Here is a 25587-nt window from a genome sequence, read left to right on the forward strand (position 1 = left end):
TCGTAAGCAGTGACGCTGACGAAGTGGCCGGACCCGCCAAGGGCCCGGCCACTTCGCTTATCACCCGAGAAAGGACATCCACGCGATGACCACCACCAAGCGCCGCCGTACCCGTCCCCGATCCAACTGGAGCGAGGAAGACAGGCAGGCGTGGCGCGACCGTAAGGGCGCCGACAAGGCAATCGCCAACGACGCGGTCGTGAAGGCCGCCCGGGCGCTGTCGGAGCGGCCGGACCTGATCGACGCTTTCCGCGAGTACGCGGCCCGCGTGCAGGCGCACCGCACGCTGCGCAACGCCCTGGCCCTGCTCGGGCAGAACCCGTCCGCGACCCGGGTCAAGAGCGCGTTCTTCTGGGCGAAGGAGGACCGCGCGGTCCTGAAGACCGCCGAGCCGATGCGGGTAATCGCCCGCCGGCGGGGCGGCAAGCGCGTCGAGGAGTTCGAGGACCCCGGCACCGGCGAGACCGAGGAGATCGACGCGGGCTCCTGGAACGGCTTCACGTCGGAGCGGGTGTTCGACGTGCGCGACACGGTCCCGAAGAACCGGCCCTGCCTCCACTGCGGCACTCACCCCGGCCTGCGCTGCCCCGACTCGTGCGACGTCTACGAGCCCGTTCGCGGCCCGGCGCCGACCCGTGAGGAGGTCGTCGAGCTGCTCAACACGGTGCTGCGGGACGAGGGCGGGTTCGCCCCCGAAGGCCTCGACGAGGACCTCGACGGCGACGAGGGGGACGCGTGAACCCGAACCCGAGCACCCAGGCTGGCCGCCGCCAGATCGCACGCAATGCCCGCAGCTACGGCTATTGGGACATCCCAGCCAGCCCCGGCCGGTGTCGGCAGCTCCAAGTCGACTGCCCGCTGTGTCGGGAGCGGGTCAGCGCCGCGTGGGAGAGCGGCAAGACCCGCACTGCGCTCCTCGACGCCGCGATGGAGGACCACCTGCTCCGCGACTGCGAGCACGGCCCCCAGCAGCAGTAACCACCCCTCGCGGGGCGGCGGTGGCCGCCCCGCGCCTTCACCTGGAACGAGGATCATTGATCACGATCAAGCACAACCACGAGGACGGCACCCTCGTGTACGGCACCCGCAAGGGCGACGGCGTGTACGACATCATCCGCAAGTGGGAGAACGGCGGATTCAAGTTCTTCCCGTCCCTCCGCATGATCGGGCTGCGCAACAGCCGTGACCGGGTCGCGGACCGGTGGGCGATCAACGCCGCGGCCGAGGCGCTGCGCAAGGCCGGACACGAGGTCGAAGTCGAGATCGACGACACGCATCGAGACCGCGCGCAGGTACTGGAGGACAAAGCCGAACGGCTCGAAGACCGCCGCGACGCCCTCGAGGCCAAAGCCGACCGGCACGCCGGCGCGGCGTCGGCCGCGCACAACCGTGCGCACCAGATCAGCGAACGGTTCGAGGCTGGCCAGCCCATCCTGGTCGGTCACCACTCCGAAGGGCGGGCCCGCGCCGACCGGAAGCGGATGGACCAGGCGATGCGCAAGAGCATCGACGAGAACGACCAGGCGCAGAGCGCTGCCCAGCGCGCGAACGCAGTTGGCAGCCAACTGCGTCGCTCCGCGACTCCGGCCGTGACCGCGCGCCGGATCAAGACGGCCGAGTCCGAGCTCAACCGCATTGAGCGGGACCTGAACGGCTACGAGCGCAGGCACCTCGACCACGCGGGACAGCCGTACTACATCGAGAAGCACGATGCCGCCACCGGCGACCACCGAGAAATGCTGCTCGCCCGCAAGGCTCAGCTCGAGAATCAGCTCGAATACGACCGGGCCCAACTGCAGGCCGCGGTCGAGGCGGGGGAGTACGTCGAGTACGGCAAGCACAACGTTCACGTCGGCGACCTTGTCACCTACTGGTTCCGAGACCGTCGCCGCGAGGTGTTGAAGGTCAACAAGGTGACCGTGAACGTCGAGTCCGGCTACTCCTGGCCCGACAAGGTCAAGTTCACCGACATCCTCGCCGTCGAATGCCCGCACGGCGAGGACGGACCCGAAGTCGTCGCGCCCAAGCGGCCTGCGCCGAGGGGCCCGGCCAGGCCGAAAGTCGAAGTGCCCTCGATCGACGTGGCCGAGCTGACGCAGCGGATCGTCGCGGTGCAGACAGGCGTACCCGCTGACTCGGAGGCGTTCATGTCCCCGCCGAAGGTGGTTGAGCGGGTGGTGGAGGCCGCCGAACTGCAGCGCGGCATGTCGGTGCTGGAGCCATCGGCGGGCAACGGTGCACTCGCGAAGGCCGCGGCCGCCGAGGGGTGCGAGGTCCACTGCGTCGAGCGGTACCCGCAGTTGTCTAAGGACCTGCTGGACGTGCCCGGCATCGTCGGGCTGACCACGGGCGACTTCCTGGAGGTACCGCCCGATCAGTACCCGGAGCGGTTTGACCGGGTCCTCATGAACCCGCCGTTCTCGCGCGGCAGGGACATCCAGCACGTTCGGCGCGCACTGCGGTTCCTGAAGCCGGGCGGGCTCCTGGTCGCGGTCATGAGCGCTGGCGTCGCCACGAACCAGGACAAGCCCGCCACCAGCTTCCGCGAGCTGGTCGAGCAGCGCGGCGGCCACATCGAGCCGCTGCCTGACGGGGCGTTCGCCACGTCGGGCACGGACGTGCGGACGGTCCTCGCAGTCATCCCCGAGCCCGAGGCGTAGCAGCGCGAGCCCGACGCTACCGGGCTCGCGCTCCCTGATCGTACGGCCCCGCCTCTCCCGAGGCGGGGCCATTCCCTTCACTACCTACGGAGAAATCTGTGTTTTACCACGACGGCTTGCCACCCCTGCCTGCCCAGCCACCCCGCGAGGCGGCAAACCACGACGCGATGGCGATCGGCGCGGCAATCTACGCCGTGAATCAGCCCCACGAGCCGCACGTCATCGAGAACGTCGCCATCGAGCGGGACTGGCCCATGTACTGGGCTCCCCCCGTCTACTTCATGGCGATGTCGTCGGCCACCGGTCGGACCGTCTACATCCCCGCCCCAGAGTCGATTCGCTTCCCGATCCCTACTGAGGGCGAGTTGGCCAAGGCCGTCGCGCAGACCCGCGACGCCAAGGCCGCAGCCTCTGAGCAGTCCAGGTCGGAGGACCTGTGGGCACGCTGATCCGGCATAAGGGCATCGACACCGTCACCGTCGCCGAGATGTTCGCCGGAGCAGGCGGCTCCGGAGACGGCATCAGGCGCGTCCCAGGCGCAGAGCTGATCTTCGGTGCGAACCATTTCGAGCCCGCCAAGTGGACGTACGTGGAGAACCACCAGGGCGTCGACTTCTGGCTCGGCGACGTGCAGAAGCCGGACGCGGTGGAGAAGTTCCCGTACTCCACGTTCTTCTGGGCCAGCCCGGCGTGCCCGCGCTTCTCCACGGCCCGCGGCGACAAGAGGTGGTTCGACAAAGAGAACCAGATGGCGCTGTGGGACCTGGACGACATGACCGAGGACGAGAAAGCCGGGGTCAGATCGCGGGCGCTGATGGAAGAGGTCGTCACCTACCTGCGCTACTGCCAGGATAAATACGGGCGGCCGGTGCTGGGCTTCGGCGTGGAGAATGTGATCCAAGCTCGCCTGTGGGTTCACTGGGACCGCTGGATCCGGGAACTGCGGAAGCTCGGCTACATCATCCAAGTGCACGCGCTCAACGCCATGCACGCCCAGGGCCGCACCACGCAGCTCACGCCGCAGTCTCGAGACCGGCTGTTGGTGTCGGGCATCCACGAGAGCGTCCGCCGGGTCCCTAACTACTCCAAGTGGTTCGACCCGTACGCGTACTGCCCGAAGCATGAGGGGTGGACTCAGGCGCGGCAAGCGTGGAAGACGCCCGGCCAGGACATGGGCGCCTACGGCAAGCACGGACAATACCTGTACGTGTGCCCGCGGCCGTCATGCGGCAACCAGGTGGTCCAACCCCCCGCGCTGCCAGCAGCCGCGACCATCGACTGGACCGACCTCGGCACGCCCATCGGCTCCCGCAAGAAAACGAAGGACAAGCCGGAGGGACTGGCGCCCAAAACGATCGACCGCGTCCGCGCCGGTGTGATGAAGCACTGGATCACGCCGTTCCTATCGCCCGCGGGCGGCACATGGAACGACGACCCGACGAGCGTGGTCGACCCCGCGCGGACGCTGACCACGCGGGAGTCGCAAGCGCTCGTCGTCCCGTGCGAAGGACGCGACGGCAAGATGGCGCGGCCGGCTAGCGATCCGAAGCGGACCAGCACAACCCGCTTGGAGGACGCCGTCGCGTTCCCTCCGGACTCGTTCCTCAGCCTGTTCCGGTCTGATCGGGTGCGGACGTTCGACCCGTCCAAGGACCCCACGGCGACGCTCGTCGCGGACGGATCCAACCATGCGCTCGTGTCGAAGCCGGACATGCAGCCGCTCGTGTTCCCGATGCGCGGCGGCGGCGACACCCTGAGGTCCAGACCCGCGTTCGAGGACCCAGCGCACTGCGTCACCGCGAGCGGCTTCTACCACGGGCTGGGCGTTCACCCCGATTGGATGCCGCCAGCGTTCGTCATGAGGAACAACGGCAGCAGGGGAGACGGGAAGGAGCACTGCACCAGCATCCGAGAGCCCGCGCGGTCCGTTACGACGACCGGGCATCAGTCGCTCGTCAGCGTGCCGGAGGGCCTGCGCTCGCTCCTCATGGCCTACTACGGCAACGGCGGAACCACGCGGACAACCGAACCGGTGGGCACCCTGCCGACACGGGACCGATGGGCGCTCCTGGCCACGAGCGGCGAGATCACCCCGGACATGATCGACGTGTCGCCGATCCTGTTCCGGATGCTCAAGCTGCACGAGCTGCGGCGTGCACAGTCGTTCCCCGACGACTACCGGTTCGTCGCCAATAGCCAGCGGCACAAGGTCAAGCTCATCGGCAACGCGGTCCCGCCGCCGATGGCGGAAATCCTTGCGTGCGCTGTCATCGAAGCGATTCTCGGCGTCGAGTTCGACCGGTTCGCCCACGACTACGCCCTCATCGCCTAATGCCAATTCCGTAAGCGGCACCGCATACGATCATGCCCGCTCCCTACCCGGGGGCGGGCCTCTCACCACAAGGACCCTCATGCAGATCAGAAAGCGGGGGAAACGCCCCCTCGACATCCACATCCGCTACGTCCAGCGGCCTGACGCTGACGACACCACGCCCACCATCGTCATCCTGTCGTCACCGCACCAGCCGTTCCGCAGCGGCACCGCCTACCAGGGCTACGCGTACGTGACCAACCGGGTGGGGCGCGCCTGGTGGGAGCCGTCCGGAGACATGCACGACGACCTCGACACCTGTCTGAAGGACGCCGCCGCCCGCGCCAGCGAACTGCGCGGCCAGGACAACCGGACCCCGTTCGACCCGCCCGTGGGCTGGCCGATCCGGGCCCTGCTACTCCTCGCCTACGAGCTCGCGCCGAACGGCCCGCAGGCATGGGCGTGATGAGCTCTGTCCCGGCCTAATGAAGCCACCGCTCTACCTGACGCCGCCAAGCACCAAGCCGATCCGCGAGCACATTCGGGCGGGCCGGCTCGGCGCGATCTGCACTCCACGCCAAGGCAACAAGCTCGAAGAGGGATGGGAGTTCTGCATCGACAACGGCGCGTTCAGCGGCAAGTACGTCGGCGACAAGGAGTTCCTGGAGCTGCTGAAGAAGCTCCGGCACCTACGGCAGTGGTGCCGGTTCGTGGTGGCGCCTGATGTGCCGTTCGACCACCCCGGCACCTGGATGAGGTCCCGCGACATGCTGCTCCGCATCCGGGAGCTTGGGTTCCCCGCCGCGCTGGCCGCGCAGGACCTGATGGACCTGGACCTGTGGGACCACGACGACGACTATGACGTGCTGTTCATCGCCGGGAGCGACGCGTTCAAGCTCAGCAAGGCCGCGGCGGCTCTCGTCGCCTACGCGGCTGAGCTTGGCAAATGGAGGCACATGGGCCGCGTCAACAGCCTCCAGAGATATCGGTACGCCGCGGCGGTCGGCTGCAACTCGGTGGACGGCACCTACCTCACATACGCCCCCGACACTCTGCTGCCGGTCCTGCTGGGCTGGCGTGCCGACGTCGAGGGCCAAGAGCCCATGGGCCTGCCCGAGATCGCGGACATCTGCGATCAGTCCTACCTCCTGGCCCGCTTCGGGCCAGCCCGGCGCCCGCCAACAGGCTTGCCCGAGCCCGGCCAGTCCGTTCTGCAGGAAGCACTGTTCTAGGAGATGATCATGACTCAACTCGACAGTACGATCTGCGAGCCTTGCGGGCGCTCGATCACGGTCTGCCGCCACAGCTTCCTCGGCCACCTCGCCGCCCAGGCGGAGGGCGAGACGTGGTTCTGGTCGCTCGTCATGCCGCTCGAGGTAGCCGCGCTGACCGTATGGGCGGCCCACATGGCAGCGATCGAGTGGCACAAGCTGATCAGCGCGCTCGTCGAGGCCGAGTACCTGACATGGAAGGAGGCGCACGTGAAGGCCGCCGCAATGATCAAGGAGGCCCGGCCGTGACTCACACACAACAGATGCGCAGCGACAAGCGCCAGAGGTTCCGCGCCTTCCGCGAGCTGGTGTCCCAGGAGGCGACGGTTCCAGCCATTGCCGCCAGGCTGAAAGTGTCCGAGCGGACGGTGCTGCGCTACCTTCGCGACCTCGAAGGCCCGCGCCGCAGGAGCATGTACGACGACCTCATGCCGCGGGTCCTGGCACACCTGCAACGTTTCCCATCGTCGGAGTTCACCTCGACCGAACTGGCGCGAGTGCTGGGTGTTGGGTACGGCAATCACGAGCACGAAGGGAAGTATGACGGCGCTGCGCTGAATCCAACGCTGCGCCGAATGGAGCGCGAGGGCCTCGTCCGATCCGTCCCCGGCATCCGCGCCGACGCCAACTACAACGTCCCACTGCCGTGTACTCGCTGGCGATTGGCCCAGGCTGGCGACGCATGAACGGTCAGTGCTCGTGCTGCCGCGTGCGCGCCGTCCAGGTGAAGAAGCACGGCTGATGCCGCGCCTGCCGTGACCGGTGGAAGCGCGCCGGCTGCCCGGCCGAAGGTCCTTCCGAGCCGAGCAAGGGAGGGCGGCCGCGCGTTCCGGCGATCGACGAGCGGACCAGCGAGACCCGGCGCCTCCTGGCGGACGTTGACGCCGCTGTGAGGGAACTGGCTACCCGGTACGGGGTGTGCCCGCAGACCGTCCTGTACTACCGGGAGCGTCGATGACCGAGAAACCATGCGGCGCGGTCGCCCGACACACCTTCTGGCAAAGCCTGCCCATCGATGAGACGGGAGGTGTCTGGTGCATTCTGATCAACCAGCCCGGCCACCCCAGGGGACGCTTGGTCCCTGTCGAGGAGACCGAGGAGCACCAGCCGACCGTGTTGGCCCGCCGCACGCCCGAGCGAAAGCAGCAGCGCCGCGGCGCCTGCCTCGGCTGCGACTGGGAGGGCCCGGACCGCAGGCGGCTCAACGACGCGATCGAGGATGCGCACGATCATGCATTCCCTGATTGGCGGCACATGCCGTCCGTGCTGCCGCCTCCGCCGTACGGGGATCGGCTGGCGTGGCTGGAAAGGGTGGCGAAGGCGTACCCGCCAGGCTGGTTCCAGCGAGGCGGCCCCATCATCACCATGCGTGAGGAGAGCAACGGGCTGCACTGGGCGATGCGCGCACCCGGAGGCGGGTACGACATGGCCTCCTCGTACCAACTGCCAAAGAAGGAGGTGACGCCCACGGCCACTCAGGAGTCACTGCTTGACTAACTCCGTTAGCGGTAACGCTGACGGACATCTACGCTGCCGATCAGCTACAACCATCAGGGAGAGAACCCCATGAACACCGAGAAAAACATCAAGACGAAGAACGACATCATCGACGCCGTCATCGACCGGGCCGGCGCGCCCAGCCGCAGGATCGCCGAGCGGTACGTGAACGGCGTGCTCGACTACATCAAGGAGCAGGTCGCGGCCGGGAACACGGTGCAGATCACGGGCTGGGGCAAGTTTGAGCCCGTCCTGCAGGCCGGGCGCGACGCGCGGAACCCGCAGAGCGGTGAGCGGATGTCCGTCGAGGCCAAGTGGGTCGTCAAGTTCCGGCCCGGTGCGAAGTTCAAGCAAGAGGTGGCTGCCCGCGAGGCGTAGCCGCTGAGGGGCGCGGGCCGTAGGAAACGACTCGCGCCCCTTCCTGGAACTGCTCTCGACCGGGTCAAGACGGCGGCGCCTCGGCCTCCTTCGGCCTGGGGATTCCCAGCTCGTCGAAGTAGTCGTTCAGCGCATCCGAGATGAACGGCCGGCCGCCCAGGTCCTCCCGCAGGCAGCCCTCGACGAGACGCGCTCGCGTGTTCCGCTCCAGACGCACCATGACCAGCTTGCCGCCGCCCATGTTGTTCCTCTTCGGCGTCGGGATCTTCAGCTCGGCGTCCTCGGGCATCTCCTTCGGGATGCCGAGCTTGTCGCAGTAGGCGTTGATGGCCTCTTCCCAGATGTCCCTGACGCCTTTGCCGGTCTGCTTGTGCGCTTTCGTCATGCGGTCGTTGGTGGCCTTGTCGAGCCGGGTGCCGGTGTCGTGGAGGTTTTTCCATGTCGCGACGCGGCCGCGGGTGGGCGCGACGGCGCGGTTCCGTGTCAGCGGCGCCGCTGACGAATTTGCCGCCGAATCAGGCTCGCGGAACTCGGCGTGCGGTGATTCCGAACTCTTGCGCGGCATGGCGTGTGCTCCAGGACGTGGCGTTGGCTGGCTTGCTGGCGTTGATCTCACCGTATTGCCTCGTGGCGCGTTTGTCGCATGCTGTAGCGCCTGAAGTATCCGTCTCGCAAGAGGCTCTAGAACGTCTTGTGTAGGTGTAAGCACGTTCGACGAAAGGCTAGTATCGGATCATCACCACAACCGCTCACAGATCACCACAGCACCGCGCAGAGCGTAAGAACGTAAGCGCAACCGCTTACGCACGAAAGGATCACATGATTAACGCCCACACCCAAGAGCGCCAGATCTTCGAGGCTCTCGGCTACGTCTGGGACATCACAGCCGCGCTCGAGCTCGTCAACGGACGCGAGCCGGAAGACCACCTCGACGTCGCCACCTGCGCCAGCCTCCTGCGCATCGTGGCCATCGACCAGGCCCACGCCGCCACAGTGGACCTCACCAAGCCCGTCCTCCTGGCACCCATCATCGACCCCGACACCGGCAAGCCCGGCCACTACATGCCGATCGACGGCTGGCACCGCATCTACCGAGCGCACCGCGAGGACGTCGCCACCCTCCCCGCCATCGCCTTGACTCCGGAGGAGGAGCGGCAGGTGCGTCTTCGTGGTGCAGATCCCAAGAGATCAGTGCCCTCCGTGACAGCGTGCGGCGAACCGTACGAGTACACCGTCGCTGGAAGCCCTGTGGCGGTCTCTCGCGCCGACGACAGCCCTGTGATCCACATAGACCCGCTCCCGGGCGGTCGAACCCTCGACGGCAGCCTCGAATCGATCACCCTCGACGAGGCCGAGAACTTCATCCGCTCCCTGCGGGCCGCCCTTGACCAGGAGGAGAACTAGTGCCCGACCACCTGAAGCGCACCGCAGCGTTCGCTGCCGCCCTGTCTGCGCTGTATGCGGCCCACGAGGTCGGCGACCACTGGGTGCAGACCGACCGTCAGGCGGAGACGAAGGGAGAACGTGGAGAGCAGCAGCGCGCGGGGCAACTCGCCTGCGCCAGACACGTCGCCGGCGTAACCGCCACCAAAGCCGTCGTGCTCGCCATCACCTGTAAGGCACTCGGCCTGAAACTGCGACCGCGCCGTACCGCCGCGGCGCTGGCGCTCGACGCCGCCACGCACTATTGGGCTGACCGCCGGTACACCCTGGAGGCCTTTGCCGACATGCTCGGCAAGGGTGACTACTTCCACCTTGGCCTGCCCAGAGAGGGGCACGACGACAACACAACGGTCGGCAGCGGCCGGTTCATGCTCGACCAGGCGTTCCACCGGGCCGCACTGTGGGCGGCGGCGCTGATCATCGCCGGAGGTGTCGAATGAGCGGGAAGCGATTCGAGGAACCGAGCTTGACCGAGGACCAGGTCGCCGAGCTGGTGAAGCTGGCCGCGGCATCGTGACCGCATACCGGCCCACGCTAGTTTCCCTGCTGACCGATCCCATGCAGCTCGCCCTGGACCTCGACCACGCCGAGAGCCTGATCGGGCAGATCGAAGATGCGCTCGACGCGGCCGGCTGGGACATCACGCGAAAGGAGGAGCACCACCGCTCGAAAGGCCCCGCGCCGAAGGTGATCGGGCCGACCCGGACAGGCATCCTGAACGAGCTCGTGGCCGGGGTGTACGTACACCGCTACACCGAGAACGGCCGCGGCTGCGTGTGGGCCGAGATGCCCTGCTGTGACCGCCACGCGAAGCTGCCCATGGAGGTCCACGGGGAGTTCCCGGTGCGGTGCCTGCCGTGCCGCATCGACTACGCCGCCTCGCTCATCGATGAGAACGACGGCGGCTATCTCGCGGTCTTCGAGGTCATCGACGAAGGGGACCGCATCCGGTCGCAGCGGCGACGCAAGGCGAAGTCGCTGAGGTAGGGGTGCCGTTAAGAACCATGCGATGAACCGCCAAACCGCTTCTGAGCTGGGGTTTCGCCACCATGGGAACCAAATCAGGTCCCTGTGACGCGGCCAGCCAGTACAGGCGATCTGACTGTTCGTAATGTTGGGCTGTCGCGAGCGGATCTCAAGGTATGGAGCGTCCGCCGCTCAGCATGGAGGAGTTGGTCGACCACTGGACGATGCTCAGCGGTGAGGCCGAACTGGTCAACGCCAAGCAGGAAAGCATGCGCTTGGCCTTCGCGCCGCTGCTCAAGTACTGCACGCAGCACGGACGCTTCCCGCGCAGCCGGGATGGCGGACGAAGGCCGCAGGCAGCAGGAGCACGGCGAGCACCAGCGTGACCGCAGCATACAGCCGATCTCGGGGCCGGGGCGGGATGGTGCGTGGTCCATCCATGACGAACCACGATTGGTCCCGAATGCGCGCGCGTTGTCCGCCGCATGTCACCGTTTCTCGACGGCGGTCCTCCGTCGGCGCGGCCGTGACTCAGCCATGACACGGCGCGGACGAGGCGGGGACACGGCAGGCCGACAGTGGATGGGTTGATGGCGGGCGAGTTACGGAGCGTGCTGTGGAACCCGGGGCGTGTCGCGAGGGTTGTCGATCGGGGATGACCCTGCCGTGCGGGAGAGCCTGGAGCCGGCCCTGACCCGAACCTTCCACGGTGGACTGCGGCACAGTGGCCGTACCGGCCGACTGGTCGAAGCCGGACGAGCCGGCCATCCAAGTGGCCCCGGCACTGGCCGGCGCGAGGCCACCGATCCGGCCGCCCGCCTCAGGACGATGCCGTGCGGCCTGGGTGGCCCCGGCGACTCCGGCGTCGCCCTCGGCAAGCGGGGCGAGATGAGCTGGCCGGAGCTGCTGTGACCGCCGGTCGAACAGAACGTCACGTCGAAGGTGATCACGAAAAGGAGCAGATGTGGCTGATGACAGGCAAGCTGATGGCAGGCAGTGGGACCGGCGTTCGGTGTTGCGGGGCGCCGCGGTGCTGGCCGGTGCCGCCGCGACGGCGCCGCTGCTGGGCGGGGCGGCCACGGCGCTGGCCGGCCGCGCTGACGCGGACGCGCTGTTCAAAGCCGGCAAGTTCGAGCAGGCCGGCCGCGCGTACGAGAAGATCCTGAAAACTGACCCCAAGAACGTGCACGCGGCCCGCCAGCGCGGCTATGTCGGGCTGCTGTCCAACAAGTTTCCCGACGCCGAGAGATACCTCAAGATGGCCATCGAGCTGGCGCCTGATGACAAGGACGCCAACCGGTTCCTGGCCGACTGCTACATCCGGCAGGACAAACTCGCCCTCTCCGCACCGCACTGGCAAGCAGCCGGGAACGAAGGCTCCGCCAAATTGTTCGCGGCGTTCCGCGGCGAGCCGTATCAGATCCACGGCGACATCGCGCAGGTGTCGTTGACGCAGATGGACCCCAAGCCGCTGGTAGAGGGGGTCTCAGTCAACGGCGGACCGCTAAAGCGCTTCACGTTCTACACCGGCGCCCCGGAACTGCAGGTGTCGGCGACGGTGGCCAAGGAGGCCGGGCTGAGCCCCGTCGTCAGTTCGAAGATGGATTACTTGAACGGCAGAGTATGGCGGTACGGGGGGGTGCTGGAGTCGTTCAAGCTGGGCGGCATCGAACTGCGCAACCTCCCCGTGTCGTGGATGGAGTGGGAGTCGGGCGGAGATGTCGACACCGACAGCGACGGCATGATCGGCATGTGGGTCTTCTACCACTTCCTGACCACCTTCGACTACGCAGGCCGGCAGCTGATCCTGCGCCGCCGCACCCCCGAAACGGCCGGCAAGGTACGCGCCGCCGCCCAACGGGCAGGTGCCGAGCCTCTGCCGATGTGGCTGGCCCGCGAGCACGGGCTGCACAGCAGGGGCAGCGTCGCCGGCGTCGCCGGCTCCGGCACAGGGGTGGTGGGCGTGCTCTTCGGCGGACACAGCGAGGTCGCCGGAATCGTGAAAGGGGAAACGGCCAAGCAGTTGCAGATCCGCATCGACCACGACCGCCCGGTCGAGACTTTTGCCAGCAGCCACCCAGCCGTCGCCTACCCCTGCTACCCGAAGGAGATGCGCCTCGGCGACGTCGCCGCCAACGGCATCTACTGCTTCACGAACCCAAACTCGCCGCTTGCCCCCAACGGGTTCGACGTGCCGGCCGCCTTCTTCCACAGCTTCCACAAGCCCAACAACGTCACCCTCGACTTCACCGACATGAACCTCTACGTCGCCCGCGGTCCGGCCACCTGATCGCCGCAACTACACGGGCGTCATAGGAGCTACCTGGAGCTGCCGGCTTCTACGGGCGACGGGGTAAGGGCGGACCAGACGCCCCCACCCCCTCGCCCGGTGCCGTACCAGGTAGTGTCCCGGGCGCCGCAGTAGCCATGCGCGGCCGGAGCCCAGCGAGTCGTGTCCCAGCTCAGGCGCGGTTTGGCGGTTCATCGCATGGTTCTTAACGGCACCCCAGGTAGATTGCTGTCGCGATCGAATCTGCATGTATCGCGCGAGAAGGCCCCAACCGGATCACTGACCGGTTGGGGCCTTCTGCTTGCGCCCAGCTCCCGAGGGACTTTGGCGGCGACACACTCGGGGGCCGGGCTGTCTAGGCCACCGACCGCATGCCGTGCAGTTCGATCACCTGCGATGTGGCAAGCGCATAGCGGTGGCGTTGATAGTCGTCCCAGGCCACGAACACGTTGAGACCGGTCGGCTCGAGAGTACGAAGGAGGCCGGGCCGGTACATGTCGGCCAGCACCCCGGCCGGCCTGACCTGTTTCACGGTGCACAGGCTGACGCTGCTGAGGAGCATGGGGCACTCCTCCATCGCCTTCGGGATGCAGCCCCAGCACGTCGGCGGTGCGTTGGTGCGTCCGCTCTGCGGGCCCGTGCGCTCGAACGCGGTCGCCGGTAGCAGCCACGACATCAGGCCCGATACAGGGTCGGCCGCGGGATGAGCGCACACCTGGCACAGCAGCTTGTCCATGCACCGCCACTGCCGGCGCACGTGCAGCTTCTTCATGCGTTCCGGACCGCGCTTGGCCGGGTGGTCGCGTAGATCGCGGATTCGGGCGCGGAGGATGCCGGGTTCCCAGGATTTCGCCGATGGGGCTTTGATCCAGTCGCCGACCTTGGGTTTTTTGTAGGTCAGGCGCAGCTTACCCGCGTACGGCTCGAACTCGATCGGATCGGTCACCAGTTCGTTGGCGTAGGCGATCACGTAGGGGATAACGGTGTAACCCGGCTTCTGTTCAGGTGGCGGTGGATCGGGTGATCCACATGTGCCGGGGTTTCGCGAGGACGCGTATTGCATACGCCTACAGTAGCGCTATAGCACTTGTTCTAATCCGTTTATCAATAGGACTAGATCTTACAGATGAACGTAGTCGTCGATGGCGGCACGTACTGGGACATCTAGCGTTCGGGCGTGCTCAATCCTCGCGGGCCCGTGCCGCTCTACCGCCAGCTCGCCGACGTGCTGCGCAAGCGGATCGACAGCGGAGAACTGCGGCCGGGTGCGCTCGTGCCGTCCGAGGCCGCGCTGATGTCGGAGTTTGGTGTTGCGCGGATCACCGCCAGGCATGCGATTCGGGAGCTGCGCGAGGCGGGCGCCATCTACACCGTGCGGGGCGAAGGCTCGTTCGTAGGCCCGGAGAAGGCGCCGCGCGAGGCCCGCTCGGGCTGGGTGTTCCAGACGATCGCCGACGACCTGGCGGCGAAGGTCGCAGCCGGCGGCTTCGAGCAGGACATGCCGCTGCCGTCCGAGACGCAGCTTGCGCAGCAGTATGACGTCGCCAAGGGCACCGTGCGGCGAGCACTGGCGCTGCTGCGGGAGCGCGGCCTGGTCTACACCGTCGCTGGGCGTGGTACGTACCCCCGTCCTCCTTCTTAATAGGTGTACTCCCATCGCATAGCGCGATATCGTTGGCGCATGATCAACCCTCGTGCGGACAGCGCGGACGCCCCGAGTAAGCGCGTCGCCGCGGCGGTCCTCGACGGCATCAAGGCAAGACGGTGGAAGCCGGGCGATCAGTTGCCCACCGAACCCGAGATGCAAGCCGAGCACGGAGTCGGCCGTGCAGCGGTGCGCTCGGCGCTGCATCGGCTTCGCGAACAAGGTGCGGTGACGACGGTGCCCGGCGTCGGGACGTTTGTCGCCGGCAAGGGCGCCAATGCGAAGCCGCCGATGCCCGCCTCCCAGCGGCTCGTGGCCGACATCCGCGAGCAGATCGCTTCAGGCCTCCTGAGGCCGGGAGACCAGCTCCCGCTTGAGAGCGAGCTGATGGAAACCTACGGGGTATCGTCCGCGCTGGTCCGCTCAAGCTTGCGGACCCTGCGCGAGGAAGGGTTGATCTACTCGCGAGGCCGTGAAGGCCGGTTCGTCGGCCCCGAGAGTGCGCCGCGCCGGCGGCCGCCCACGTTGACGGAGAAGGTGGCTGCCGCGGTGGCCGAGCGCATCCGAGCGGGCGAGTTCGGCCCGGACGTGATGTTGCCGTCCGAGTCGGAGATGGAGCGGGAGTATGCGGTGTCGAAGCTGACGGTGCGTGCGGCGGTGGCGTTGCTGCGTGAGCAGGGCTGGGCGTACACGGTCCCGCATAAGGGAACATTTGCCGCTAAATCGGATAAATGGCCCAAGCGCGATAATTAGTATACAAACGGTGCTGTTGGAATCACGTTCGGGCTTTCGGCCTGGGAGAATCTCTGCATGCCTGATTCGCGGATCAGCCCTCCGCTCCGGCTGGTCATGCTCGGCCGCAGGCTGACCGGCCTGCGTGAATCCGTCAATATGACGTGCGGCCAGGTAGCAGACCGCCTGAAGTGGAGCGCGTCGAAGGTTTCTCGCATCGAGCGTGGCGTCAACAGCTATGCAACCGCGGGTGAGCTCACCCTGCGCCTGCCGAAAATTCCATCCATGCAGGTCAAGCGGCATGTGAGTACTCGTGGAGGACGCCACCGAGCCGGTCTCGTTGGTGGATGTTCAGGTCGACAATTTGCTCGGGATCTGTGATCGGATCGGGGACGGTGCGTTGCGGAGCTGCTTGGCTCAGGGCTTGGTGGGCTCGGTGCCAGTTGTAGAACAGTTCGTACTCGCGAAGAGCGTGCCGCAGGTGGTGTTCGTTCCACAGGAGGCAGCGATCGAGGAGTTCACGGCGGCATGACTGCACCCACCGCTCCATGATCGAGTTCATGCGCGGCATCCGGATACCGGTGAGTACGGTCTGGATGCCGGCGTCGGTGAGGATCTCGTCCATAAGGGCCGGGAACTTCCCATCCCTATCGCGGATCAGATAGCGCGCCCGGCAGCCCGCGTCTTCCAGGTCCATCACGAGATTTTTGATTGTTTGGATGACCCAGTCGGCGGTCGGATGAGCGGTGGTGCCCAACACGCGGACCCGCCTGCTCGCGTGTTCGATGACGGCCAGGATGTACTGGCGTTGCCCGTTCAAGGTGACGGTTTCGATGAAGTCGCAGGCCAATAGGGCGTCGGCTTGGGAGCGCAGGAAGTCGGCCCACGTGCTGGATGCCCGTTCGGGCGCCGGGTCAAGACCTGCCTGCTTGAGGATCTCCCAGACCGTGGACGGTGCGACCTTGATGCCGAGCGTGGTGAGCTCTCCGTGGATCCGCCGGTAGCCCCAGCTCGGGTTCTCCCGAACCAGGCGCAGAATGAGAGCGCGGATGGACTGGACGGTAGGCGGGCGGCCAGGCCGCTTCGGGCGGCAGGTACGGGCATGGCGCCGTCGCATCAGGTCGCGGTGCCAGCGCAGGACGGTGTCCGGCCGGACGAGGAGCCGCAGTCGGCGTAGGACCTCGCGCGGCAGCGAGGTCAGAAGCGCGGTAAGGAAGGCCCGGTCCTCGGGCGCGAATTTCACTCTGGTGTCAGCGCCGAGTTGGCGTTCAAGGACGGCGATCTGGTGACGCAGAACGAGAATCTCCACGTCCTTGTCCCGATCACTCATGGGCAGCAACCGCAGCGCGGCGAACGCGTTCGTGACGGTCAGGTAGGCCAAGCGAAGGAGCACAGCGGATCATCCTGCCGTACGCGCTTCCGTCTCCCGGGTGACCGGAGCTCGCGTACACCACGCGAAGCGCTCGCAGAGTCATGACCTGGGCGGATGCAATTATCGGCAGGCGCAGTCTGTCAGGTGAAGGATTTCCTGTCCTTCATACCCGTTGCCAAACCGGCGGAGACAGCGGCGGGCACAGTCTGTGGACTCATTGACAACGGGATCAAGATTCTCAACACGGTGAACAAGGACGCCGATCTCAATGCCGGCTGGAAGAAGGCGCGCCTGAGCTCTCCCGGCACCGGGCTCATTCTCAAGAGGGTCTGTACCGATATCGCCGGCGATATAGGCTCCGTCTGCACCGACTCCATCCGCCCTGCCTGAATGGGGGGCTCTCGTTGAGGCGGAATCTACGCTCGAAGTGGATCCGGGCAGGGCTGTACGGCGGCATCGCGCTGATAGCCCTGCTGGGCATTGGGTTTCTCTACACGGTGCCCAGCCCGCCCGGCGGGTCCGGCACGCCGGTTCACCAGCGGGTCGCGGCCGGGGCCGCGGGGGAAAGGGTTCAGATCCGGACCGGCGGCGCGCTGCTGCGCGCGCCGGGCGTGTCGCGAGCCCGCTACCGGTCCTGCAAGGCGTCCGGCTTCAAGGGGAAAGCCTGTAAAGGCGCCGCCGCCCTCGACCGCGACCTGAAGACGTTCCTCGCCGACTGCCGAAAGGCTGACGTGGTCGGAAGGGGCAGGAAGCCGTGTGTCACGGGCGCCGACGATGTCGCCAAGACCTATCTGAGCTGCCGGTTCGCCGGAAGAACGGATCGGCAGTGTGAGTCGCTCGCGGTACACGAAGCCTGCGTCTACCGAGGGGCCGGACTGCTCTGCAAGGACGCAGTCCCCATCTATGCCGACTGCCGCAGCCCCGACGCGAATGGTGTGGTGACGAGGCGGAGCATCTGCGTCGAGGGAAACATCGAATACGAATACTGCAGGTATGCCTGGGGGGTCACCGTCAGCGGGGACGTCTGCATGCCCGCGACAGCGGTTTACCAGACCTGCCGGCGCGCATCGCCGGTCGCCGAATGCGAGGCCAGGAGAGACGAGTACGCGAGGACCCACCATCAGTAGAGTTCTCACCGCATGGGTGGGATGGATGCGACTGTGTGCTTGCCGAAAACTTCATCCATACAGCTCAAGCCGCCTAGCGGTACTCGTGGAGGACGGGCATCCGGATACCGGTGAGGACGGTGAGGATCTCGTCCATCCGCATGAGGGGGAACCTCCCGTCCCGGTCTCGGATCAGGATGCGCGCCTGACGGCCAGTCTTCTGTCGGTCCATCAGGAGACTCCTAGGTGACCCAGGACGCGGTCGGGTGGGCGGTGATGCCCAAAACGCGGATCTCTGGATTGGTTGATCGATGGCGTGAGCGTGCTCGGTGCGTGCTCGTACGCCCCGTCACACGCCGTCAGATCCCGGCTTCTAATCCGACGGTTGCAGGTTCGAATCCTGCAGGGCGCGCTTCTCCACCAGCGGAGACCCACGCCGCGGTCACGCTTGATGATGGCGTGGGGCAGATGTGAGGCAAAGCTGAGTCAGCCGCTGAGCTGCCGTCCCAGCGCGGACGCGGCGTTCAGCACCAGCCGGGCCGTCTCCCGGGCAGCCTCGTGGGCCACCTCCGGCAGCACCGAGACATAGGTGTCGGCGGTCAGCACGATGCTGGCATGACCCAGCATCGCCTGCACCACCTTCAGATCGGTGCGCGCGGCCAGCGCCAGCGTCGCGGCGCCATGGCGCAGATCGTGCAGCCGGATCGGCGGCTGTCCGGAGGCGGCCACCAGCCGGCGGAACCGGCCGGTCAGGTAATCCGGCCGCAGCGGCGCACCGTCCACGGTGGTGAACACGTAGCCCGAGTCCCGCTAGCGTGCCCCCGCTGTCACGCTCGACTTCTCCTGCCGCTCACGGTGCCGTATCAGCACCCGCACCGTCTCCGCGTCCAGGGCCACCACCCGGCAGCTGGCGGCGCTCTTCGGCGGCCCGACCACAACCTGGCCATTGGCGTGCACCCGCTGCTGCGCCACCGTCAGCTCCGCGGCCTGCAGGTCGACGTCCGTCCAGCGCAGCCCGGCCAGCTCACCGCGGCGCAGCCCGCGCAGCGCGGCCAGCCACCACGCGCCGTACAGGCGGTCCTGCGCGACGCCGGTCAGGAACGCCGCGAGCTGTTGTTCCGTCCAGACCGCCACTGCCGGACGTTCTCCGGTTTGCTGCCACCGGGCGGTCCGCCCAGCGGTCCAGACGACCGGATGCGGTCGTCGCGGCCGGGGCAGCGCCGCTCCGTTGGCCGGGTTGACCGGGATCAGCCGGGCGCGCACCGGGGCGTTCAGCGCGGTCCGCAAGGTGGCGTGGATCCGCACCACGGTCGCGGGCGACAACCGGCGGCCGGTCGGCGAGGGACGGGAAGCCAGCACCGCGAGCAGTCCGTTGACATCGTGCGAGGTCAGTTGGTGGAGCAGGATCCGTCCCAACTGCGGGACGAGGTAGAGGCGGATGTGCGTGGCGTAGCCCTGCCGGGTCGACGGACGCAGGACCTCCTTGCTGGCGAGCCAGCGTGCCAGCCACTGCCCGAGTGTGCATCCGGCGGCTCCCGCGCCCTCGTGGTCGGCAGCGGCCAGGGCACGGCCTGCCGCCTGCGCTTCCTCCGCGTCGGCGTAACCGCCCTGGCGGACGCGCTGCCGCTGCCCGTCCAGACCACGTACCTGCACCGCGAAATACCAGCTGCCGTGATCGTCATCTACCGGCAGACGCGGACACATCACGCCTCGCTGACGTCCCGTTTCCGCATCCACACAGCCGCATCGCCTGCTGACCTGCACACGAGTCTTTGCCATTTGCCCCACCTCCGCCCCCACGGTGTGCGACGACAGACGCGCCGGCATGGTCCTTGAGATCAGCGAGAAGGTTACGGGCTTGCTGGGCAACCCATGCCCTCTCAGGGCGGGCGGTCACGCCGAGCACGTGCACGAACCGGGTGCCGACCTCCACCACGAAGAAGACGTACAACCGGCGCAATGTGACGGTGTCCACGGTGAAGAAGTCACAAGCCAGCGTGCTCGCGGCGTCGGCGCGGAGGAAATCACGCCAACGGTCGTCGGCACGTTGCGGCGCCGGACCCAAGCGCGCTCGTTTCAGGATGCGGCGGATCGTCGCACCGCTGACCCGGCGGCCCAGATGCCGCAGTTCGCCACGGATACGCTCGTAACCCTAGCGAGGGTTCTCCCGCGCCAGCTGCTGGATCAGCGCCACGACCGCGGGATCGGTTGCAGGCCGTCCCATCCTCCGGTTCGGGTGGGTCCAGTGACGTGCGATCAGGCACCGGTGCCAGCGCCGCAGCGTCCCTGATGTCACCAGCCGGTGGGCGCGCAGCACCGTCGGCAGGCCTCTGGCCAGCGCAGACAGCACTTCTCGATCGGCCCATGACAGCCTTGGCTGGCCAACCTGACGGCGCAGCACTGCGACCTCGTGCTGTAGTACGAGGATCTCCATGTTCTTAGTCGCGTCGCTACGAGCCAGCAGCGTCAGCCAGCCCACGACGCGGCAGAAGATTAGGTAGAAGAGACGGAGCGCCACGAGCTCGAGCATGCCCGACTCCGACTCCGACCAGGAAGCCAAGACAGACCCGCAGCTTACGGTCGTGAACGGAGTATTGACACCCTTCACGCTCTGGCGAGGGCGCCCAAGGTGCGATTCTCCGTAGGCACCAGCTTCGCCCGCTCATGAAGCGGTCCCGTAAAGTGCCCGAACGGCTCTCGCGCCGCTTGATCAGGCCATCGGACACGTTGCTGCTCAAAGTTCCCCCTGCTGAGCTCACGCGCCTGCCTCCCCTGGGCCGTCAGCACGAGCTCAGAAGCCTCACCAGATCGAAACGAGCGAGGACATAACCGGGACTACGCAGCCACCTGAGGTCCGATGGACGCTGTGCGCGTGGGTCACCAGATCATGCGATCAGCGGAAGAGGGCGAGGAGGCCATGCCGCTGGGCGTGGGCGAGGTACTCGGCGGTCAGCGCGGGGGTCCAGACCATGACCGCGGAGGGCGTGGCGGGGCGATCTGTTCTGCTCGACACGAGCAAATTTCCGAGTGTATAGTTCGCGCCCGATTGCAAGATCCGTTCTGCTTCCAGGCGGCTTCCGGAAGGAGCGTGTTGAGCTGCGCTCGCCTCGCCGGTCGCTGCTCGGCCGATCGGTTCTAGCGGCCACAGTCGCGTTCGGCGACGAAGAGACCAATGGTCCTGGTCCCTCCCCCCGCAACGTAGCGATGTCTGAGGTGGAGGCTCCAAGCTTGAAAGGCAAGATGTGAAAGCGCGCCCAATCTCTGCTCGGACCGTGCTGGCGGTGCTGACGGCACTGCCGGTCGCGAGTGCGATCATGTTATCTCCCGGCCATGCCGCTGCTGCGGCGGCGGATCCGCCATGGCCGACCTCAGCGCCGGCCATGATCTGTGGCAACGACGACGTCTTAACCGGGCCGTCCACTCCGCCTGCGGGGGCCATCACGGTTCCGGCCGGGGACAACGAGAAATTCAACTTCGGCCAGTCCGGTGCGACGTACTGGTTCGCGCCTGGAGTGCACACATTCGGCACCGACAGATACGGTCACATCAATGTGGCTGCGAACACCACCTTCATTGGCGGGCCTGGCGCGATCATGGACGGCCGCAGGCTCAACAAGTATGCGTTCGTCGGCGACGTCCCGAATGTGACCATCAAGTACCTGACCATCAAGAACTTCGGCCTCGATGACCCCCTCGACAACCGCAACTTCAATGAAGGGGTCGTCAACCACGACACCGCCCCGAACTGGACGATCTCGTACAACACCATTTCCAACAACGATGGCGCCGGCATCTACATCGGCAGCAACAACGTCGTGTCGTACAACTGCCTGAAGGACAACGGGCAGGTCGGCTTCGGCGGTTACCGTCCGCAGGTGGAGAACGACTCGTCCCAGAAGAACCTCGTTCTCGACCACAACGAGATCGTCGGCAACAACACCGACGACTGGGAGAGCCGGGTCAAGGGATGCGGTTGCACCGGCGGCGGCAAGTTCTGGGATGTCAACGGCGCGCGGGTCACCAACAACTACGTGCACGACAACAAGGGTCCGGGCTTGTGGGCGGACACCAACAACATCGACTTCCTCTTCGAGGGCAACTTCATCGACCACAACAACGGTGAAGGCATCTGGTACGAGATCAGCTACAACGCCACGATGCGCAACAACACCATCACCCGCAACGCGTGGGTGAGCGGCCAGCGCAACCAGGGCTCGCCCGGTCCGGCCATCTACCTGTCGGAGTCCGGCGGCGACTCCCGCCTGGCCAGCACGGTGAGCGGCGCCGCCGCCATCCGTATCTACGACAACCTGATCAAGGACAACTTCTCCGGCGTGTCGATTTTCGAGAACGCCGACCGCTTCTGCAACTCCAACGGCAACACCAGCTCGGGGTACTGCACGCCGTTGGTCAAGCCAACGCACATTCCGGAGCCGTACGACAAGACCTACACCAACCCGATCAACAGCAGCCACCCCTGCTACACCAGCATCAAGAACGAGCCGTACCTGACCGACTGTCGCTGGCACGCGAAGAACATCGAGGTTCGGAACAACGAGTTCCGCTTCGACAAGACCGTCGTACCGTGCGCCGGCTCCTTCTGCGGTGCGCAGGCGCTGATCGCTGCCGGCGTCGACGACATTCCGTGGTCGCCCTACACCGCTGCGGGCGTGCTGAATGACGTCATGTACAAGAACAACAACAAGTTCCGCGATAACCAGTACCACGGCGACTGGCGGTTCGCGAAGGGGTACGGCGACACGGTCTCCTTCAACTCGTGGCGGGCCGTGCCGTTCAATCAGGACGCCGGCAGCACCTTCGACGGTGACGCGGGCGGAGCGCCGATCGGGTACAGCGATCTGGACGAGGACACCTCCAGGCTGTGGACGTCGATGGGCAAGTGGCAAGACTGGTACTCGGAGACGGCCACGCTTTCCACCGACGCGGCCCACGGCGGAAAGTATGGTCTCCGGGTCGACGTGACCAGTGGGTCCGGGTGGGGAGTAGGAACCAGCAACTGGCCGGGCTTCCGGACGAACCCGGGCCCCAAGAAGATCGGCCTGTGGGGCAAGCTCGGATCGGGTACGAATCTCCAGCCGTTCATGAGGGTCAACTGGCTGGACCGCGCCGGGGCGATCCTTCAGACCAATGACGTCAGGCTTCCCGTACTCACCGCCACCTGGCAGGAGGCGTCCGAACTCGTCAACGCGCCGGCCGGGACCGCGACGGCCTCGATAACGCTGCACGGCGCCGGGAGCACGGGCGACTTCCTGTACCTGGACGACTTCACCGTCGGCCCCCCGTCCGACACCCCGCCCCCGGATGGACCCAACCTCGTGGACGCCGACACCGCCGGGGAGGGGCCGACGGTGGGCAATTGGCGACCCTGGTACTCCGCCGACGTGGCCGTGTCCACCCAAGAGGCCCATTCCGGAACCGGCAGCCTGTGTGTCACGGTTACCAGTGGTTCGGGCTGGGGGATCGCACTGTCCAACTGGCCGGGCTTTACCGCCGAGGCCGGTAGTAAGCGCATCAGCTACTGGGGGCGGCAGGGAGCCGGCGCCATCACGGGGGTGACCCTCCGAATGAAGTGGTTCGACGCCGGCCAAGCGCTCTTGCGGACCGATCTGGTGCCTCTGAACGGGTTGACCGCCAGTTGGCAGCAGGCGACCGGCAACGTCACGGCCCCCGACGGGACAGCGACCGTGCAGCTTGAGTTCTACGGCGGCTCGGGCACGGCGAACGACAGCGTGTACCTCGACGACCTGCGGATCACCAACGCCGCGTGATCGGCGGTTGGCGCTGAGAGCGATCTCGGCGCCAACCGCCGTTCCAAAGCTCGAAGTACCGCCTCGCCGGTATTTGTTGATCAGCCCGCCGAGGACCTGGCGGCGCTCGATCCGGCTCAGCGGCAGCGGGGTCACGCCGCCAAACACCGCTTGGAGCGTGTGACGGAGTGCGCGAGTGTTGGAGCACGCGCCGAGCACGCCAACCGTCATCGATACGTAGTGCCGGCCTGCGCTGGGGGCTGGTCTTCAGCGTGGCGCCTCCCGTGGTGATCGTATTGGGGTGTCAGCCGGGCTCGACGCGTGCTCGTATGCTCCGTCACGCGTCGTCAGAGCCCGGTATTGCCGGACACGCAATGTGCGCGGAGGCGGCACGAACCATCATCAAAGGACCCCCTCCTTCTAATCCGACGGTCGCAGGTTCGAATCCTGCAGGGCGCGCTTCTCCACCAGCGGAAACCCCAGCCGCGCCCGCGCGCTGGCGCGGCATGGGGCAAATATGAGGCAAAGCTGAGTCAGCCGTCCAGCGGCCGCCCCAGCGCGGACGCGGCGGTGAGCACCAGCCGGGCGGTCTCCCGGGCAGCGTGGTGGGCCACCTCGGGCAGCACCGAGACGTAGGTGTCGGCGGTCAGCACGATGCTGGCATGACCCAGCATCGCCTGCACCACCTTCAGATCGGTGTGCGCGGCCAGCGCCAGGGCGGCGGCGCCATGGCGCAGGTCGTGCAGCCGGATCGGCGGGTGTCCGGAGGCGGCTACCAGCCGGCGGAACCGGCCGGTGAGGTAGTCCGGCCGCAGCGGCGCACCGTCCGCGGTGGTGAACACGTAGCCCGAGTCCTGCCGGCGGGTGCCCGCCGTCGCGCTGAGCTTCTCTTGCCGCTCGCGGTGGCGGGTCAATACCCGTACGGTCTGCGCGTCCAGGGCCACCACCCGGCAGCTGGCGGCGCTCTTCGGCGGCCCGGCCACGCCCCGGCCGTCGGTGTGCACCCGCTGCTGCGCCACCGTCAATTCCGCAGCCTGCAGGTCGACGTCCGTCCAGCGCAGCCCGGCCAGCTCACCGCGGCGCAGCCCGCGCAGCGCGGCCAGCCACCAGGCGGCATACATGCCATCCTGCGCGACGTCGGCCAGGAACGCCGCGAGCTGTTGTTCGGTCCAGACCGCCACTGCCGGACGTTCTCCTGTTTGCTGCCACCGGGCGGTCCGCCCAGCGGTCCAGACGACCGGATGCGGTCGCCGGGGATGGGTCAGTTCGGCTCCGTTGGCCGGGTTGACCGGGATCAGCCGGGTGCGGACCGCCGCGTTCAGCGCGGTCCGCAAGGTGGCGTGGATCCGCACCACGGTGGCCGGTGACAGTCGGCGGCCGGTCGGCGAGGGACGGGACGCGAGCGTCGCGAGCAGTCCGTTGACGTCGCACGAGGTGAGTTGGTGGAGCAGGATCCGTCCCAACTGCGGGATGAGGTAGAGGCGGATGTGTGTGGCATAGCCTTGCCGGGTCGACGGACGGAGGGTGTCCTTGGTGGCCAGCCAGCGTGCCAGCCACTGTCCGAGCGTGCATCCGGCCCCTGCGCCGTCGCGGTCGGAGACGATCAGCGCCATGCCCGCGGCCGCGGCCTCCTCGGAGTCGGCATAACCGCCCCGGGGGACTGTACGGTTTTCGGTGTAACTCCTGATCAAGGAGAACGCACCTGATGAGTACTGTGATCCAGGCATCGACGGAGATCGACCTGGAGGACGCCGCGGTGGCACGCAAGGAGCCCAAGGACGCAGATCGCGAGCTCGTCGGCCGGCTGGTCGAGCAGGCCCGCGCCGAGGGCATGGAACTGGTCGGTGAGAACGGGCTGCTGGGCCGGCTGACCAAGCTGGTGCTGGAGTCCGCCCTGGAGGGCGAGATCACCGACCATCTCGGCTACGACAAGCACGAGCGCGCCGGCAGCGAGACAGGCAACTCGCGCAACGGGACCCGGTCCAAGACCGTCATCACCGACGTCGGGCCGGTGGAGATCACTGTCCCGCGGGATCGGGACGGCAGCTTCGAGCCGAAGATCGTGCGCAAGCGGCAGCGGCGGCTGTCGGGGGTGGATGAGATGGTCATCTCGCTGGCCGCCAAGGGCCTGACGACCGGGGAGATCTC

General features: G+C 67.0%; 32 protein-coding genes. 24 read left to right on the top strand and 8 right to left on the bottom strand.

Features of this window, described 5'->3' with window-relative positions:
• The first annotated feature begins 85 nt into the window (after window positions 1-85).
• The 11 genes from ACIBX3_RS46430 (at window position 86) to ACIBX3_RS46480 (ending at window position 8117) form a co-directional block, all read left to right on the top strand.
• Entirely contained in the window at window positions 86-739 is a 654-nt protein-coding gene (locus ACIBX3_RS46430) for a hypothetical protein (RefSeq protein WP_397127073.1), read from the top strand.
• On the top strand, window positions 736-978 hold the full coding sequence (locus ACIBX3_RS46435) for a hypothetical protein (protein ID WP_397127075.1): 243 nt from the start codon (window positions 736-738) through the stop codon (window positions 976-978). Before ACIBX3_RS46430 ends, ACIBX3_RS46435 begins: the two co-directional genes overlap by 4 nt.
• Window positions 979-1034: 56 nt before the next feature.
• The gene (locus ACIBX3_RS46440; protein WP_397127076.1) at window positions 1035-2660 is read left to right on the top strand and encodes a DUF3560 domain-containing protein; all 1626 of its coding nucleotides are present in this window, start codon (window positions 1035-1037) and stop codon (window positions 2658-2660) included.
• Window positions 2661-2854: 194 nt separating this feature from the next.
• Window positions 2855-3109, top strand: coding sequence for a hypothetical protein (locus tag ACIBX3_RS46445; RefSeq protein WP_397127077.1), 255 nt, complete (start codon window positions 2855-2857; stop codon window positions 3107-3109).
• On the top strand, window positions 3097-4992 hold the full coding sequence (locus tag ACIBX3_RS46450; protein WP_397127078.1) for a DNA cytosine methyltransferase: 1896 nt from the start codon (window positions 3097-3099) through the stop codon (window positions 4990-4992). Before ACIBX3_RS46445 ends, ACIBX3_RS46450 begins: the two co-directional genes overlap by 13 nt.
• Before the next feature lie 79 nt (window positions 4993-5071).
• Window positions 5072-5437: a hypothetical protein gene (locus tag ACIBX3_RS46455; protein ID WP_397127079.1), complete on the top strand. Its 366-nt coding sequence runs from the start codon at window positions 5072-5074 to the stop codon at window positions 5435-5437.
• 19 nt (window positions 5438-5456) lie between these two features.
• Complete coding sequence (locus ACIBX3_RS46460; RefSeq protein ID WP_397127080.1) at window positions 5457-6203, top strand: hypothetical protein; 747 nt, start codon at window positions 5457-5459, stop codon at window positions 6201-6203.
• A gap of 9 nt (window positions 6204-6212) precedes the next feature.
• Window positions 6213-6491: a hypothetical protein gene (locus tag ACIBX3_RS46465; protein ID WP_397127081.1), complete on the top strand. Its 279-nt coding sequence runs from the start codon at window positions 6213-6215 to the stop codon at window positions 6489-6491.
• Window positions 6488-6928 (top strand): hypothetical protein, encoded by a 441-nt coding sequence (locus tag ACIBX3_RS46470; protein ID WP_397127082.1) that lies wholly within the window; start codon window positions 6488-6490, stop codon window positions 6926-6928. Before ACIBX3_RS46465 ends, ACIBX3_RS46470 begins: the two co-directional genes overlap by 4 nt.
• Window positions 6929-7196: 268 nt before the next feature.
• Window positions 7197-7739 carry a DUF6349 family protein gene (locus ACIBX3_RS46475; RefSeq protein WP_397127083.1) on the top strand — a complete coding sequence of 181 codons (543 nt, stop codon included), beginning with the start codon at window positions 7197-7199 and terminating at the stop codon, window positions 7737-7739.
• A gap of 69 nt (window positions 7740-7808) precedes the next feature.
• Window positions 7809-8117: an HU family DNA-binding protein gene (locus ACIBX3_RS46480; protein WP_397127084.1), complete on the top strand. Its 309-nt coding sequence runs from the start codon at window positions 7809-7811 to the stop codon at window positions 8115-8117.
• Window positions 8118-8181: 64 nt separating this feature from the next.
• Here the strand turns inward: ACIBX3_RS46480 and ACIBX3_RS46485 are convergent, their stop codons facing one another.
• On the bottom strand, window positions 8182-8682 hold the full coding sequence (locus ACIBX3_RS46485) for a hypothetical protein (protein ID WP_397127085.1): 501 nt from the start codon (window positions 8680-8682) through the stop codon (window positions 8182-8184).
• Window positions 8683-8936: 254 nt separating this feature from the next.
• Between ACIBX3_RS46485 and ACIBX3_RS46490 the strand changes: the two genes are divergently transcribed.
• From ACIBX3_RS46490 to ACIBX3_RS46515, 6 genes are all read left to right on the top strand, one after another.
• Entirely contained in the window at window positions 8937-9521 is a 585-nt protein-coding gene (locus ACIBX3_RS46490; RefSeq protein WP_397127086.1) for a hypothetical protein, read from the top strand.
• Window positions 9521-10000 carry a transcriptional regulator gene (locus tag ACIBX3_RS46495; RefSeq protein WP_397127087.1) on the top strand — a complete coding sequence of 160 codons (480 nt, stop codon included), beginning with the start codon at window positions 9521-9523 and terminating at the stop codon, window positions 9998-10000. The genes ACIBX3_RS46490 and ACIBX3_RS46495 overlap by 1 nt, the downstream gene beginning before the upstream one ends.
• Before the next feature lie 73 nt (window positions 10001-10073).
• On the top strand, window positions 10074-10547 hold the full coding sequence (locus tag ACIBX3_RS46500) for a hypothetical protein (RefSeq protein WP_397127088.1): 474 nt from the start codon (window positions 10074-10076) through the stop codon (window positions 10545-10547).
• Window positions 10548-10702: 155 nt separating this feature from the next.
• Entirely contained in the window at window positions 10703-10912 is a 210-nt protein-coding gene (locus ACIBX3_RS46505; protein WP_397127089.1) for a hypothetical protein, read from the top strand.
• A 244-nt stretch (window positions 10913-11156) separates the two neighbouring features.
• The gene (locus ACIBX3_RS46510) at window positions 11157-11438 is read left to right on the top strand and encodes a hypothetical protein (protein WP_397127090.1); all 282 of its coding nucleotides are present in this window, start codon (window positions 11157-11159) and stop codon (window positions 11436-11438) included.
• A gap of 52 nt (window positions 11439-11490) precedes the next feature.
• The gene (locus tag ACIBX3_RS46515; RefSeq protein WP_397127091.1) at window positions 11491-12816 is read left to right on the top strand and encodes an aspartyl protease family protein; all 1326 of its coding nucleotides are present in this window, start codon (window positions 11491-11493) and stop codon (window positions 12814-12816) included.
• Between the two features lie 355 nt (window positions 12817-13171).
• Here the strand turns inward: ACIBX3_RS46515 and ACIBX3_RS46520 are convergent, their stop codons facing one another.
• A complete protein-coding gene (locus ACIBX3_RS46520) occupies window positions 13172-13786 on the bottom strand; it encodes a hypothetical protein (protein ID WP_397127092.1) in 615 nt (204 codons plus the stop codon).
• A 207-nt stretch (window positions 13787-13993) separates the two neighbouring features.
• Here ACIBX3_RS46520 and ACIBX3_RS46525 point away from each other — a divergent pair, with 207 nt between their 5' ends.
• From ACIBX3_RS46525 to ACIBX3_RS46535, 3 genes are all read left to right on the top strand, one after another.
• The gene (locus tag ACIBX3_RS46525; RefSeq protein ID WP_397127093.1) at window positions 13994-14458 is read left to right on the top strand and encodes a GntR family transcriptional regulator; all 465 of its coding nucleotides are present in this window, start codon (window positions 13994-13996) and stop codon (window positions 14456-14458) included.
• A gap of 39 nt (window positions 14459-14497) precedes the next feature.
• Window positions 14498-15214, top strand: a complete 717-nt coding sequence (locus tag ACIBX3_RS46530; RefSeq protein ID WP_397127094.1) for a winged helix-turn-helix domain-containing protein — start codon at window positions 14498-14500, stop codon at window positions 15212-15214.
• Between the two features lie 96 nt (window positions 15215-15310).
• Entirely contained in the window at window positions 15311-15574 is a 264-nt protein-coding gene (locus ACIBX3_RS46535; protein ID WP_397127109.1) for a helix-turn-helix domain-containing protein, read from the top strand.
• Here the strand turns inward: ACIBX3_RS46535 and ACIBX3_RS46540 are convergent.
• Window positions 15486-16574 carry a helix-turn-helix domain-containing protein gene (locus ACIBX3_RS46540; protein ID WP_397127095.1) on the bottom strand — a complete coding sequence of 363 codons (1089 nt, stop codon included), beginning with the start codon at window positions 16572-16574 and terminating at the stop codon, window positions 15486-15488. The genes ACIBX3_RS46535 and ACIBX3_RS46540 overlap by 89 nt on opposite strands.
• Window positions 16575-16709: 135 nt before the next feature.
• On the opposite strand from ACIBX3_RS46540, the gene ACIBX3_RS46545 reads away from it, so the two are divergent.
• Window positions 16710-16955 (top strand): hypothetical protein, encoded by a 246-nt coding sequence (locus ACIBX3_RS46545; protein WP_397127096.1) that lies wholly within the window; start codon window positions 16710-16712, stop codon window positions 16953-16955.
• A gap of 14 nt (window positions 16956-16969) precedes the next feature.
• Window positions 16970-17692, top strand: coding sequence for a hypothetical protein (locus ACIBX3_RS46550; RefSeq protein WP_397127097.1), 723 nt, complete (start codon window positions 16970-16972; stop codon window positions 17690-17692).
• A 73-nt stretch (window positions 17693-17765) separates the two neighbouring features.
• Here the strand turns inward: ACIBX3_RS46550 and ACIBX3_RS46555 are convergent, their stop codons facing one another.
• From ACIBX3_RS46555 to ACIBX3_RS46570, 4 genes are all read right to left on the bottom strand, one after another.
• A complete protein-coding gene (locus ACIBX3_RS46555; protein WP_397127098.1) occupies window positions 17766-17903 on the bottom strand; it encodes a hypothetical protein in 138 nt (45 codons plus the stop codon).
• A 254-nt stretch (window positions 17904-18157) separates the two neighbouring features.
• A complete protein-coding gene (locus ACIBX3_RS46560) occupies window positions 18158-18466 on the bottom strand; it encodes a tyrosine-type recombinase/integrase (protein WP_397127099.1) in 309 nt (102 codons plus the stop codon).
• A 15-nt stretch (window positions 18467-18481) separates the two neighbouring features.
• Window positions 18482-19324, bottom strand: a complete 843-nt coding sequence (locus tag ACIBX3_RS46565) for a tyrosine-type recombinase/integrase (RefSeq protein WP_397127100.1) — start codon at window positions 19322-19324, stop codon at window positions 18482-18484.
• A 499-nt stretch (window positions 19325-19823) separates the two neighbouring features.
• The gene (locus tag ACIBX3_RS46570) at window positions 19824-20201 is read right to left on the bottom strand and encodes a hypothetical protein (RefSeq protein ID WP_397127101.1); all 378 of its coding nucleotides are present in this window, start codon (window positions 20199-20201) and stop codon (window positions 19824-19826) included.
• A gap of 1021 nt (window positions 20202-21222) precedes the next feature.
• Here ACIBX3_RS46570 and ACIBX3_RS46575 point away from each other — a divergent pair.
• Window positions 21223-23460, top strand: a complete 2238-nt coding sequence (locus ACIBX3_RS46575) for a right-handed parallel beta-helix repeat-containing protein (protein WP_397127102.1) — start codon at window positions 21223-21225, stop codon at window positions 23458-23460.
• Between the two features lie 512 nt (window positions 23461-23972).
• Here the strand turns inward: ACIBX3_RS46575 and ACIBX3_RS46580 are convergent.
• Window positions 23973-25130 (bottom strand): tyrosine-type recombinase/integrase, encoded by a 1158-nt coding sequence (locus ACIBX3_RS46580; protein WP_397127103.1) that lies wholly within the window; start codon window positions 25128-25130, stop codon window positions 23973-23975.
• Window positions 25131-25144: 14 nt separating this feature from the next.
• Here ACIBX3_RS46580 and ACIBX3_RS46585 point away from each other — a divergent pair.
• The coding region (locus ACIBX3_RS46585) for a transposase (RefSeq protein WP_397127104.1) at window positions 25145-25587 on the top strand (443 nt) is incomplete at its 3' end.

Origin of the sequence: Nonomuraea sp. NPDC049480 (assembly GCF_044465905.1) — a bacterium.
Lineage (GTDB): Bacteria > Actinomycetota > Actinomycetes > Streptosporangiales > Streptosporangiaceae > Nonomuraea.